At 71.4% G+C, this 12,846-nt stretch carries 12 protein-coding genes; 6 read left to right on the top strand and 6 right to left on the bottom strand.

The features are described 5' to 3' along the window. Positions 1-122 precede the first annotated feature (122 nt). From hutH to ACFWI9_RS28140, 5 genes are all read right to left on the bottom strand, one after another. Positions 123-1,682, bottom strand: coding sequence for a histidine ammonia-lyase (gene hutH, locus ACFWI9_RS28160; protein ID WP_387166229.1), 1,560 nt, complete (start codon positions 1,680-1,682; stop codon positions 123-125). A 149-nt stretch (positions 1,683-1,831) separates the two neighbouring features. Beyond that, positions 1,832-2,974, bottom strand: a complete 1,143-nt coding sequence (locus ACFWI9_RS28155) for a diguanylate cyclase domain-containing protein (RefSeq protein ID WP_387166221.1) — start codon at positions 2,972-2,974, stop codon at positions 1,832-1,834. Positions 2,975-3,040: 66 nt separating this feature from the next. Continuing rightward, positions 3,041-3,841 (bottom strand): enoyl-CoA hydratase/isomerase family protein, encoded by an 801-nt coding sequence (locus tag ACFWI9_RS28150; protein ID WP_387166219.1) that lies wholly within the window; start codon positions 3,839-3,841, stop codon positions 3,041-3,043. A gap of 55 nt (positions 3,842-3,896) precedes the next feature. Next, positions 3,897-5,216, bottom strand: a complete 1,320-nt coding sequence (locus tag ACFWI9_RS28145; RefSeq protein WP_387166217.1) for an adenylate/guanylate cyclase domain-containing protein — start codon at positions 5,214-5,216, stop codon at positions 3,897-3,899. A gap of 141 nt (positions 5,217-5,357) precedes the next feature. Next, entirely contained in the window at positions 5,358-6,215 is an 858-nt protein-coding gene (locus ACFWI9_RS28140) for a biotin--[acetyl-CoA-carboxylase] ligase (RefSeq protein ID WP_387166215.1), read from the bottom strand. Between the two features lie 341 nt (positions 6,216-6,556). Here ACFWI9_RS28140 and ACFWI9_RS28135 point away from each other — a divergent pair, with 341 nt between their 5' ends. From ACFWI9_RS28135 to ACFWI9_RS28115, 5 genes are all read left to right on the top strand, one after another. Beyond that, complete coding sequence (locus tag ACFWI9_RS28135; protein ID WP_387166213.1) at positions 6,557-8,152, top strand: acyl-CoA carboxylase subunit beta; 1,596 nt, start codon at positions 6,557-6,559, stop codon at positions 8,150-8,152. Positions 8,153-8,178: 26 nt separating this feature from the next. Next, positions 8,179-8,385 (top strand): acyl-CoA carboxylase epsilon subunit, encoded by a 207-nt coding sequence (locus ACFWI9_RS28130; protein ID WP_387166211.1) that lies wholly within the window; start codon positions 8,179-8,181, stop codon positions 8,383-8,385. Between the two features lie 55 nt (positions 8,386-8,440). After that, a complete protein-coding gene (locus ACFWI9_RS28125; protein WP_387166209.1) occupies positions 8,441-9,079 on the top strand; it encodes a GNAT family N-acetyltransferase in 639 nt (212 codons plus the stop codon). A 48-nt stretch (positions 9,080-9,127) separates the two neighbouring features. Then, on the top strand, positions 9,128-9,256 hold the full coding sequence (gene mmpB, locus ACFWI9_RS28120) for a morphogenic membrane protein MmpB (protein ID WP_387166207.1): 129 nt from the start codon (positions 9,128-9,130) through the stop codon (positions 9,254-9,256). An 88-nt stretch (positions 9,257-9,344) separates the two neighbouring features. Beyond that, positions 9,345-9,962: a Maf family protein gene (locus ACFWI9_RS28115; protein ID WP_387166205.1), complete on the top strand. Its 618-nt coding sequence runs from the start codon at positions 9,345-9,347 to the stop codon at positions 9,960-9,962. A gap of 40 nt (positions 9,963-10,002) precedes the next feature. Here ACFWI9_RS28115 and ACFWI9_RS28110 read toward each other — a convergent pair whose 3' ends face one another. Next, positions 10,003-10,494 carry a hypothetical protein gene (locus tag ACFWI9_RS28110; RefSeq protein ID WP_387166203.1) on the bottom strand — a complete coding sequence of 164 codons (492 nt, stop codon included), beginning with the start codon at positions 10,492-10,494 and terminating at the stop codon, positions 10,003-10,005. Between the two features lie 467 nt (positions 10,495-10,961). On the opposite strand from ACFWI9_RS28110, the gene ACFWI9_RS28105 reads away from it, so the two are divergent. Continuing rightward, complete coding sequence (locus ACFWI9_RS28105; RefSeq protein WP_387166201.1) at positions 10,962-12,725, top strand: acetyl/propionyl/methylcrotonyl-CoA carboxylase subunit alpha; 1,764 nt, start codon at positions 10,962-10,964, stop codon at positions 12,723-12,725. The last annotated feature ends 121 nt before the right edge of the window (positions 12,726-12,846 follow it).

Raw genomic sequence — 12,846 nt, 5'->3', positions numbered from 1 at the left:
CCCCGGGTGTGCGGAGCGGGTACACGGGCACGGCCCCCGGGGCGGGGGCGGGGGCGACCCCGCCCCGGGGCCGCAGGGGCGTGACCGGTTGTGAGTGACCGCGCCGCTGACGGCGGCCGGGGTCAGGCCAGCGGTCCTGTCACCGGCTCGACCGCCGCCAGCAGTGCGCCGTCCTTGACGAACGCCTCGGTGGCGGCCAGTTCGGGTGCCAGGAAGCGGTCCGGGCCAGGGCCTTCGACGCCGGCGCCGCGCAGGGCGGCGATAGCCGCCCGGGATGCGGGAGCCGGGCTCAGGCTGCGGCGCAGCTCGATCGCGCGGGTCGCGGCGTAGAGCTCTATGGCGATGATCCTGGTGAGGTTGTCGACGGCGGTACGCAGCTTGCGGGCGGCGGACCAGCCCATCGAGACATGGTCCTCCTGCATGGCGGAGGAGGGGATGGAGTCGGCGGATGCCGGCACGGCGAGCCGCTTCATCTCGCTGACCAGGGCGGCCTGGGTGTACTGGGCGATCATCAGGCCCGAGTCGACACCGGCGTCGTCGGCGAGGAAGGGCGGCAGGCCGTGTGAGCGGTTCTTGTCGAGGAGCCGGTCGGTGCGGCGTTCGGCGATGGAGCCGAGGTCGGCGGCGGCGATGGCGAGGAAGTCGAGCACGTACGCGACCGGCGCGCCGTGGAAGTTGCCGTTGGACTCGACCCGGCCTTCCCCCGCCCCGGTGCCGTCGACGAGCACCACCGGATTGTCCACGGCGGCGGCGAGTTCGCGCTCGGCGACGAGCAGCGCGTGGGCGAGGGTGTCCCGGCCCGCTCCGGCGACCTGCGGGGCGCAGCGTACCGAGTAGGCGTCCTGGACGCGGGGAGCCTCTTCCTCCTGGAAGTGGCCGGTGAGCTCGGAACCCTCCAGCACGGCCCGCATGTTGGCGGCGGCTGCCGCCTGCCCGGGGTGGGGGCGGATGGCGTGCAGCTCGGGGGCGAGTACCTTCGCGGTGCCGAGCAGGGCTTCGAGGCTGAGAGCCGCGGTGATGTCGGCGGAGGTGTAGAGCCGCTTCAGATCCGCGAGGGCCATGATCAGCATGCCGAGCATGCCGTCGGTGCCGTTCAGGAGGGCCAGGCCTTCCTTCTCGTGCAGCTCGACGGGCTTGATGCCGTGCGCGGCGAGCAGTTCGCCCGCCGGGCGTACGGTGCCGTCGGGGCCCTCCGCGTCGCCCTCGCCCATCAGGGCCAGTGCGCAGTGCGAGAGCGGGGCGAGGTCGCCGGAGCAGCCGAGGGAGCCGTACTCGTGGACGACGGGGGTGATCCCCGCGTTGAGCACATCGGCCATGGTCTGGGCGACCTCGGGGCGTACGCCGGTACGGCCGGACGCCACGGTCTTCAGCCGCAGGAACATCAGCGCCCGCACGACCTCGCGCTCGACGCGCGGGCCCATGCCGGCGGCGTGGGAGCGCACGATGTTGCGCTGGAGCTGGGTGCGCAGGTCGTGGCCGATGTGGCGGGTGGCGAGCGCGCCGAAGCCGGTGGACACCCCGTAGACGGGCTCGGGCTTCGCGGCCAGCGCGTCGACGACCTGGCGGGCGGCGGCGAGCGCCGTGCGCGCGTCGTCGGTGAGCTCGACGCGCGCGTTTCCGCGGGCGACGGCGATGACATCCTCGACGGTGGTCCCGGACGTCCCCACCGCGACAGTGTGCATATCCATATTCAGCACCCTACGGACTGAATCTGTCTCTGTCACCACCCGTTCCGGAGGACACCTCGCGGTCTCCTGGCAGTCCTCCTCGCGGCCCTCGTCCCGGTCTTCCGGCCGTGCTCCTCACAGCCGCGCGGACCTTCACGCGGTCCTCACTGGGGCGCGTCACGGAAGCGGCGCCGGTCCTGCGAAGTGGCAGGCGGCGTATCGGCGAGCGGGAGGACGGTGTCATCGCGCCCCGCCACCACCGGGCTCCGCGAACGGGCCGCCTTCGCCCGGTACTGGGCCGCGTCCGCGAGGCGGAAGAGCCGGCGGGCCGAACGGACCGGGCCGATCGGGTCGCCGGTCGACGCGACCCCGCAGGCCACCCCTTCGCCCAGCTTCAGCTCTCCCGCCCGCTCGCAGAGCTCCTCGGCCACCCGCACCACATCGTCCGCCGGATGACCCACCGTCAGCAGACAGAACTCGTCGCCGCCCAGCCGCGCGGCCAGCGCGCCAGGCAGCATCGCCCCGCACAGCGAGAGCACCGAGCCGAAGCGTTCGAGCAGCCGGTCCCCCGTGGCATGGCCGAGCGTGTCGTTGACCCGCTTGAGGCCGTTGAGATCGCAGACGACCAGTGAGACCACGGAACGATCCGCCCGGTACCGCTCGATCGCCGCGTCCAGGCGTACGTCCACGGCACGCCGGTTCGCCAGACCCGTCAGCGGGTCGGTGAACGCGAGGCGGCGCACCTCTTCCAGGCGCTCCTGCTGGGCGATCCCGGCAGCCACCACAGAGGCCAGGACGGTCGCGAAGTCGGCGTCGTCCCGGTCGAACACCGGTCGCTCAGCGGCCCTGGCCACATACAACTCGCCCCAGGCCCGCCCGTGCAGCACGATCGGCGCGACCACGCAGCAGCCCCGCCCACGCCGGCGGAGCGCGTCGACCCGGTGGTGGCTGTACCCGCGTCCACCCGGAGCGTCGGCCCCGTTCCCCTCCGCCGTCTCGACCCAGGCCCGCGGGGCCCCGCCCCCGGCCCACTGCTCGTGCAGGAACTCGGTGATCTCGGGGAAGCGGTGTACGGGGTAGGTCTCGCCCTCCGGGAACTCCTCCTCGTCCGGCGCCCGGTCCCCCGCGTTGACGAGCACCCTCAGCCGACCCCGGTCCCGCTCCCAGACCGACAGCGCGGCGAAACTCCCGTCCAGCGCCTCGCACGCGCCGATGGCCGCCGCGCGCCACGACTCGCGCGGAGTGTGCGCGGCGGCCATCGATTGTGCGAGCGCCACCACGGCTCGCAGCCGCACATCCTCACCCATCACCCCAGCTTAGGGTCCTTCGGACATCAGGGATGATTTCACCCTCCGGGGTACTCCCGGCTCAGTTCACTCCCCGGGCCACCGCGGCGTGCGCTTCTCGTTGAACGCCGCGACACCTTCCGCGCGGTCCCCGGAGAACGCGACCGAGCGCCACGCCGCGTCCTCGACCTCAAGCCCCGCGCGCAGGTCCAGACCGTGTCCGAGGCGCATCGCCCGCTTGGCCGCGCGCAGGCCGACCGGAGAGTTCGCCGCGATCCGCGCGGCGAGCTCCATCGCGGCCCCGCGAGCGTCGTCGTCATCGGCGAGCTCGTCCACGAGGCCCAACTCCCGCGCCTCGGCCGCTTCCACTCGCCGCGCGGTGAACACCAGCTCCGCGGCCCGTGCCGCGCCCACCCGGCGCGGCAGCAGTTGCGTACCGCCGCCGCCCGGGATAACACCGACCGACACCTCCGGCAGTCCCACGACCGCGGTGCGGTCGGCCACGATGACATCGCAGGCGAGCGCCAGCTCGAAACCGCCGCCGAGGGCGAAGCCGTGCACGGCGGCGATGGTCGGCATCGGCAGCTCCAGCACACCGGTGTAGGCGGCGCGGGCCGTCGGCCGCTGCCGCACGAGCTCGGCGTCCGTGAAGGAATTGCGCTCCTTGAGGTCGGCGCCGACACAGAAGGCCCTGTCGTTCGACGAGGTCAGCACGGTCACCCGCACCGAGGAGTCCGCCGTGAGCGCGTCACAGGCCGCGCCGATCGAGTGCGCCATGTCGGTGGAGACGGCGTTCATCGCTTTGGGCCGGTCGAGTACCAGCTCCGCGACATGGCCATCCTCATGGCGGCGTACGGCGACGAACTCCCCGAAGCGCTGCTCGGACATGATCAAAGCCTCCCGGTTGACGACGATGTTAACGATGGTTCACCGGGAGGTGATATTAGGTGCCCCGCCTCGTCAGCAGCCAGGGTTCGACCACTCCGAGTCCACGCACCGGCCGCTGCCACATGGGCTGCATCGCGAAGCGGTACTTCGGCGACGGCGCCGCCCCCTCGCCCTGCGGGCCTGCCGTGCCGTCCGCGTCGCTCGCGCCTTCCTTCTCGGCCATGGCCGCCTCCTCAGCGGCCTTGGCCTCGGAGACCGGCGCGTCGCCGGTACGGGCGAGCTCCTCGGCGAACGCCCCGTCCACCAGGACGGCGTCCCTCGGGGCTATCGAGGTGAGCCTGCTGGCCAGGTTCACCGTCGTACCGAACACGTCGCCCATCCGCGTGGTGACCGTCCCGAAGGCGATCCCGACCCGCAGCGCGGGCATCGTCTCGTCGTTCGCCATCGTCTCCACCAGCCGCATGGCGATCTCCGCCGCCGTGCCCGCGTCATCCGCGGCGTAGAGCACCTCGTCACCGAGGGTCTTGATCAGCCGTCCGCCGTGCGCGGCCACCAGATCGGCGCAGGTGGTCTCGAACGACTCCACCAGCTCGCCGAGCTCCTCTTCCTCAAGGCGCCGGGTCAGCCGGGTGAAGCCCACGAGATCCGCGAAGCCGACCGCGAGCCTGCGGTCCACCATCTCCTCGTCGTCGCCGGCCTGCACGACCCGGCCGGTGGCGGCGGCGAGCTGGCGCCGCCATACGTAGACGAGGAACTCCTCGAGCTCCGGCAGCAGCAGCTCGACCAGCGGATACGTGACCTCGGTGCGGGTCATTCCCGGCTCCGGGGGCTCGGTCAGGCCCTCCAGGAACGAGTCGATCTGCCACTCGGCCAGCCGCGCCGTGGTCTGCCCGGTGGACCGGGCCACCTGCACCGCCATCGGCTCGCTCAGCAGGCCCGCCTCGACGAGACCGGCCAGTCGGCGCAGGGCGAGCACATCGGCCTCGGTGAGGGCCTTGGCCTGGCCGATGTCGGCGAAGCCCATGGCCCGCCAGAAACGGGAGGCGAGGTCCATGGACACGCCGGCGGTCCTGGCGGCCTGGAAAGGGGTGTAGCGGCGGTCGGCGCCGAGGATCAGCTGTTCGAGCCGGATGGCGAGGGGATCCTTGGTGGGCTCGGCTGTGTGGTCGACCTCGTGGTGCGGAGTCGGGTAGACCGAGTCGGACGACTGCTGCTTGCGCCCGCCCCCACCGCTTCCGGCGGAGCCACTGCGCGACCCACCGGACGCACCGGAGGCGCCGGAAGCGCCGGAACCAGCGGGACCCGATCCCCCGGAAGGCCCGGAAGGCCCGGAGGCGCCCGCGCCGGAACCGGAAGTCGTGTCGTCGACGGTCACCGGCCGCCTCCTGCCCGTTCCCTGCGCACTGCCCTGCCGATCTGTCATGCCGTGCCGGGTCCGCGCACATCGCGAACCCACCGGCGCGCCTCAACGATACGGCAGGTGTGCCCTAGCTCACGTCCGGGTCGCTCACCTCGTTCAGCCGCCCGGCCGCAGGTGCACGATGTCGCCCGCCCCAATGGGGTGGTCCTCACCGTCCGGAGTGGTCACGACCAGGCGTCCGTCCCCGTCTATGGCGACGGCCTCGCCGATCAGAGTGCGGTCCCCGGGCAGTTCGACCCGGACCCGCAGACCGAGCGTGGAACAGCCCGCCGCGTATGTCTCCTGGAGTCGGGACAGGTGCGGATCGCCATTGGCCGCGCGCCATTTCCCGTACCAGTCCTCCAGGGAACGCAGCAGCGCCCGCAGCAAGGGGTCGCGGTCGGTCGAGATCGCGTCGGCGAGGGCGAGCGAGCCCGCCCCCGGCACGGGCAGCTCATCGTCACTCAGGGTGACGTTGATGCCGATACCGATCACGACGCCGTCGTCACCGACACGCTCGGCGAGGATTCCTCCGGTCTTGCGCTCCTCGCCGCCGACCCGCACCAGCAGGTCGTTCGGCCACTTGAGGGCGAAGTCCGTGCCCGCCGCCTTGGCAAGGCCCGTCGCGGCGGCGACACCGGTGAGCAGCGGCAGCCAGCCCCAGCGGGCGACGGGCACGTCCGGCTTGAGCAGTACGGACAGGAAGAGCCCGGAGCGCGCGGGCGCCGTCCAGCTCCGGTCGAGACGGCCACGGCCAGCGGTCTGCTCCTCGGCGACCAGCACCGCGCCTTCCGCCAGCCCGGCAGCCCGGGCAGCCAGGTCGGAGTTGGTGGATCCGGTGGAGTCGACCACATCGAGGGAGGTCCACAGCCCACCGGGGCGCAGCAGGGCACGGCGCAGCGCCGTCGCGTTGAGCGGGGGCCGGTCGAGATTCGACCAGCGGCCTTCGGATGCCGCGGGAGGGGGAGGGGTCATACGGCACAGCTTGGCTCGTTCGAGGCCGGGAAGGCCAATACGGGTCCGGGAGAGCCAGCGTGAGGAGACCCGAGGAGACCCGAGAGCCGAGGAGAGCGGAGAGAACCGGGAGCAAAGCCACGAGCCCGTGCGGGCGGACCGCTCTTCGGCTCCCCCTGACGAGCCCCGGGGCGTCACACACGGCCCCCACCACAACGCGTCCCGTCACTCGCGCAAGCTCAGCGCGGTGTGGCAAACGCCGCACTGCGCCGCCGTAGCCGCGCCGATACGCTACGAGCCAGTAGCCCGACACCACCCCCGTACCCCGTCACCCCCATGACCAGCCAGGGAGCCGCAGCGCGATGTCCGAGCCGGCAGAGCCTCAAGAGATCGACATCCACACCACCGCTGGCAAGCTCGCAGACTTCCAGCGCCGCGTCCACGAGGCGACCCACGCCGGTTCCGCGCGTGCCGTCGAGAAGCAGCATGCCAAGGGCAAGCTGACTGCCCGTGAGCGGGTCGAACTCCTCCTCGACGAGGGTTCGTTCGTGGAGCTGGACGAGCTCGCACGGCACCGCTCCACCAACTTCGGCCTGGAGAAGACCCGTCCGTACGGAGACGGTGTCGTCACCGGCTACGGCACGGTGGACGGGCGTCCGGTGGCCGTGTTCTCGCAGGACTTCACGGTCTTCGGCGGGGCGCTGGGCGAGGTGTACGGCCAGAAGATCGTCAAGGTGATGGACTTCGCACTGAAGACCGGCTGTCCGGTGGTCGGCATCAACGACTCCGGTGGCGCCCGTATCCAGGAGGGCGTGATGGCCCTCGGTATGTACGGCGAGATCTTCCGCCGCAACACGCACGCCTCCGGTGTGATCCCGCAGATCTCACTGGTCGTCGGCCCCTGCGCGGGCGGCGCGGTGTACTCCCCGGCCATCACGGACTTCACGGTGATGGTCGACCAGACTTCTCATATGTTCATCACCGGCCCGGACGTCATCAAGACGGTCACCGGTGAGGACGTCGGCTTCGAGGAGCTCGGCGGCGCCCGTACACACAACACCACCTCCGGTGTCGCGCACCACATGTCGGGCGACGAGAAGGAGGCGATCGAGTACGTCAAGTCCCTGCTCTCGTACCTGCCGTCGAACAACCTCTCCGAGCCGCCCGCCTTCCCGGAGGAGGCCGTCCTCGACCTCACCGACGAGGACCGCGAGCTGGACACGCTGATCCCGGACAGCGCCAACCAGCCGTATGACATCCACACCGTCATCGAGCACGTGCTGGACGACGGGGAGTTCCTGGAGACCCAGGCGATGTTCGCGCCGAACATCGTCACCGGCTTCGGCCGGGTCGAGGGCTTCCCGATCGGCATCGTGGCCAACCAGCCGATGCAGTTCGCGGGCTGCCTCAACATCGACGCGAGCGAGAAGGCCGCGCGTTTCGTGCGCACCTGCGACGCGTTCAACATCCCGGTGGTGACCTTCGTGGACGTGCCCGGCTTCCTGCCGGGTGTCGACCAGGAGTACCACGGCATCATCCGGCGCGGCGCCAAGCTGATCTACGCCTACGCCGAGGCGACCGTCCCGCTGATCACCGTGATCACGCGGAAGGCCTTCGGTGGCGCGTACGACGTGATGGGCTCCAAGCACCTGGGTGCCGACCTCAACCTGGCCTGGCCGACCGCGCAGATCGCCGTCATGGGCGCGCAGGGCGCGGTGAACATCCTGCACCGCCGCACGATCGCGGCGGCCGGCGACGATGTGGAGCAGGTGCGCGCCGAGCTGATCCAGGACTACGAGGACACGCTGCTCAACCCGTACACCGCGGCCGAGCGCGGCTACATCGACGCGGTGATCATGCCGTCCGACACCCGGGCGCAGATCGTGAGGGGGCTGCGTCAGCTCCGGACGAAGCGGGAAAGCCTTCCCCCGAAGAAGCACGGGAACATCCCCCTCTAGGCCCGGCACACCCGAAAGGAGCCGCTGTGATCAAGGTCGTACGGGGCAACCCGACCCCCGAGGAGCTGGCCGCCGCACTGGCGGTGGTCCAGGCGCGCGCCGCGGCGACGGCTTCGGCCGCGTCCGGCGCGCCGAGGGTGCCCGAGGAATGGTCGGATCCGGCCAGGATCGCCCGGGCCCGGGCGCGCCGGCCGGGACCGCGGGCGTGGACGCGTACGTTCTGGCCCGCCTGAGCACCCGTTCGAAATCCGAACGACGCGGACGGGGTCGGCCGGACACAATGCGTCCATGACCGACCCCGCTCCTGCCCCCGCCCCCGTGCTCGCCGAGCCGATACCCGATTTCCACACCAAGCCCACGCTGAGCGGGACACGGGTGCTGCTCCGCCCGGTCACGGCGGACGACCTGCCCGCCCTGCTGCCGATGTTCCATGACCCGGAGGCGTCCCGGCTCACCGGCAACCACGCCGCCGACGACGGGCCCGACGAGGCACGGCTGCGGAAGTGGTACGCCACGCGCGGCGAACAGGACGACCGGCTGGACCTCGCCGTGGTCGACCGGGCGACGGGGAACGTCGTCGGCGAGGTGGTGCTCAATCTGTGGGACCAGGGCAACGAGAGCTGCAACTTCCGTATCTGCCTTGTGCCCGGTACGTACGGGAAGGGGCTGGGGACGGAGGCGACCCGGCTGATCGTCGGCTACGGCTTCGAGGAACTGGGGCTGCACCGCGTCTCGCTGGAGGTCTACGCCTTCAACCCGCGGGCACGCCGCGCCTACGAGAAGGCCGGGTTCGTCGCCGAGGGCGTGCTGCGTGACGCGCTGCTGTGGGAGGGCGAGCGGGTGGACGCGACGGTGATGTCGATTCTGGCGCCGGAATGGGCCCGGCACCGGGGCCTGCCGGTGGTCGAGCGGCTCTCCGGCAGTTGAGTACGCGTACTCAGGCGCCGGTGCGCGCCGGGGCCGCACGATGGAGCCATGCTCTGGTCAGACCCGAAGGACGAACCGCCCCAGGAGCTGCGCGACATGGAGGCGATGTTGCGCCGGGCTGGTGTGCTGCTGGCGCTGGTGATGATCATCGGCATGATCGTGGTGGGCCTGCGCTGAGTCCCGTCGGGGGCCTCTACACAGTCGGAACGCGTCGGCACGCATCCGACGCCCCTTCCCGCCACCGCGACACGCCCGGCGCCCTACGATGGCCCGCATGACCGATCAGCAGCGTCGCCGCCTCGTCCTCGCCTCAGCGTCCCCCGCCCGTCTCGGGCTGCTCCGCCAGGCGGGCCTCAGCCCCGAGGTGGTCGTCAGCGGGGTCGACGAGGAGGCCCTGAGCGCGCCGAGCCCCGCCGAGCTGGCGCTGCTGCTCGCAGAGGCGAAGGCCGCCGCCGTGGCCGACCGGGAGGAGGCCTCCGGGGCCCTGGTCATCGGCTGCGACTCGGTGCTGGACCTGGACGGCGAGGCACTCGGCAAGCCCGCCGACGCCGAGGAGGCCACCGCGCGCTGGAAGGCCATGCGCGGCAGGGCGGGCGTGCTGCGGACCGGGCACTGTGTGATCGACAACGCCACCGGGCAGCGTGCGTCGGCGACAGCGTCCACCGTGGTGAACTTCGGCGACCCGACGGACGCGGAGATCGCCGCGTACGTGGCGAGCGGCGAACCGCTGCGGGTCGCGGGAGCGTTCACCCTGGACGGGCGCTCATCGGCGTTCGTGGACTCCATCGAGGGCGACTACGGCAATGTCATCGGGCTGTCGCTGCCGCTGCTGCGACGACTGCTCGGCGAGCTCGGGATCGGGATCACGGACCTCTGGGTCTGAGCACCCACCCCGGCAGGGCCCACGCCGGTCCGCTCCCGGCCTACGCGGGGGCCGCGCCGCCCTGAGCGGTCGCCGGGCCCTCCGGGGTGCCGGTCGGCGCGGCGTCGCCGGACTCCTCCGGTGTGCCCGGCGCCCCCGACCCGTACACGACCAGCGCCAGCACGATCAGACCCAGCACCGCCATCATGAACGTGAAGGCGTGCCAGCCGATCAGACCCACGGTCACCGCGCCGACGACGCCGTGCATCACGGCGCAGACGATCAGCAGGACGCGCCCGAAGCGGCCCGGCGCACGGTCCCTGATGCCGGCGATCAGCAGCAGCAGCCCGCACGCGGCCAGGAAGAGACCGAAGACGCCGCCCATCACCCAGGTGGCGGTGACCATGTGGCTGGGGTCCATGCCATCGAGTGACATGTTCTGCTTCCCCACGAAGGTGGCCATGATGCCGTTGATGATCACGATCCCCACGGCCTCGAGGAAGAGCACGAGAGCGGCCACGACGGCCACCAGTCTGCGCGCCACGGCGCCCACCCCACAGTTCCCAGCGGTCTGTTACCAGTAGTACGAATGTCAGGGCGAACGCTACTAACGGGTAAACCCACGGACAAGGGCCAGAGCACAGGCAAAGAATCATTCGCCCATTCGTAGGGACTCCACAAAGAATCAAGCCGCGCGGCTTAATCCTTGGTCAGAGACCTAGGCCACACAGGAGGGCTACGCTGCACGACAGGAAGCAGGCGTACCGTGGTGCGACAAGGGGTTTCACGGTACGGGTATGTCCCGGATCACCCTCCGTGTGGGCAAGCTCACGAGTGGGAACGGGTCGAAAGCCCGTGTCGGTAGTCCCTAAACTCAGCGTGTTTGAGCGAAGTCTTCGGCGCGGTGACCCGCCGACCACTCCGGCCGGGAGGACCCCGGACGGGGTCCGGCCCGCGGCGTAGGTAGCCGCAGACCGGGGGTGGCATCCCCCCGGACCACACAGCAAGGAGGGAGCCATCGTGCGCAAGGTGCTCATCGCCAACCGAGGCGAGATCGCTGTCCGCGTCGCCCGTGCATGCCGGGACGCCGGGATCGCGAGCGTAGCCGTCTACGCCGATCCGGACCGTGACGCACTGCACGTCCGCGCGGCCGACGAGGCATTCGCCCTGGGCGGTGACACCCCGGCGGCCAGCTATCTGGACATGGGCAAGGTCCTGAAGGCCGCAGCCGATTCGGGCGCCGACGCCATCCACCCCGGATACGGCTTCCTCTCCGAGAACGCCGAGTTCGCCCAGGCGGTGCTGGACGCGGGGCTGACCTGGATCGGCCCGCCGCCGCAGGCGATCCGCGACCTGGGTGACAAGGTCGCCGCCCGGCATATCGCGCAGCGCGCCGGTGCCCCGCTGGTCGCCGGCACCCCGGACCCGGTCTCGGGCGCCGACGAGGTCGTCGCGTTCGCCCAGGAGCACGGCCTCCCTATCGCCATCAAGGCCGCCTTCGGCGGTGGCGGGCGCGGCCTCAAGGTCGCCCGCACCCTGGAAGAGGTCCCGGAGCTGTACGACTCCGCCGTGCGCGAGGCCGTGGCGGCCTTCGGCCGCGGCGAGTGCTTCGTCGAGCGCTACCTCGACAAGCCGCGCCACGTCGAGACCCAGTGCCTGGCCGACCAGCACGGCAACGTGGTGGTCGTCTCCACCCGTGACTGCTCCCTCCAGCGCCGCCACCAGAAGCTCGTCGAAGAGGCCCCCGCGCCGTTCCTGACGGACGAGCAGAACGCCGAGCTGTACCGCGCGTCCAAGGCCATCCTCAAGGAAGCCGGCTACGTCGGCGCGGGCACCGTCGAATTCCTCGTCGGCATGGACGGCACGATCTCCTTCCTCGAGGTCAACACCCGTCTCCAGGTGGAACACCCGGTCACCGAAGAGGTCACCGGTATCGACCTGGTCCGTGAGATGTTCCGGATCGCCGACGGCGAGGCACTCGGCTACGACGACCCGAAGCTGCGCGGTCACTCCTTCGAGTTCCGTATCAACGGTGAGGACCCGGGCCGCAACTTCCTCCCGGCACCGGGCACCGTCACCACCTTCGCGCCGCCGACCGGCCCTGGTGTCCGGCTGGACGCGGGCGTCGAGTCCGGCAGTGTCATCGGCCCCGCCTGGGACTCGCTGCTGGCCAAGCTGATCGTCACCGGCGCCACCCGTGAGCAGGCCCTTCAGCGCGCCCGGCGCGCGCTGGCGGAGTTCCAGGTCGAGGGCATGGCCACGGCCATCCCGTTCCACCGTGCGGCGGTGGCCGACCCGGCCTTCGCCCCGGAGGACGGCAAGCCGTTCACCGTCCACACCCGGTGGATCGAGACCGAGTTCGTCAACGAGATCAAGCCGTTCGCGGTCCCGGCGGACGCCGAGGTGGAGGACGAGCCCGGCCGCGAGACCGTGGTGGTCGAGGTCGGCGGCAAGCGCCTGGAGGTCTCCCTGCCGTCGTCGCTGGGCATGACCCTTGCCCGCACCGCCGCCGCCGGCGGCGCCAAGCCGAAGCGCCGCGCGGCCAAGAAGTCCGGCCCCGCTGCCTCCGGTGACACCCTCGCGTCCCCGATGCAGGGCACCATCGTGAAGGTCGCGGTCGAGGAGGGCCAGCAGGTCAACGAGGGTGACCTGGTCGTCGTCCTGGAGGCCATGAAGATGGAGCAGCCGCTGAACGCGCACCGTTCCGGCACCATCAAGGGCCTCTCCGCCGAGGTGGGCGCGTCGCTCACCTCCGGTGCGGTGATCTGCGAGATCAAGGACTGACACCTGCTACGTCCCGTGTGGGGGGGGGCCGGGGGTTTGCGGGGGGGGCCCCCCGCGCGCACGGGCGGGGGGGCGGGTGTGGGGGCGGGCCCGCACCCGGGGGAGCGCGGGGGGGGGGTGT

It is taken from the genome of Streptomyces sp. NPDC127084 (assembly GCF_042724175.1).
Lineage (GTDB): Bacteria > Actinomycetota > Actinomycetes > Streptomycetales > Streptomycetaceae > Streptomyces.
Note: the sequence above shows the minus strand (reverse complement) of the source record. Positions and strands in the feature narration are given on the sequence as shown.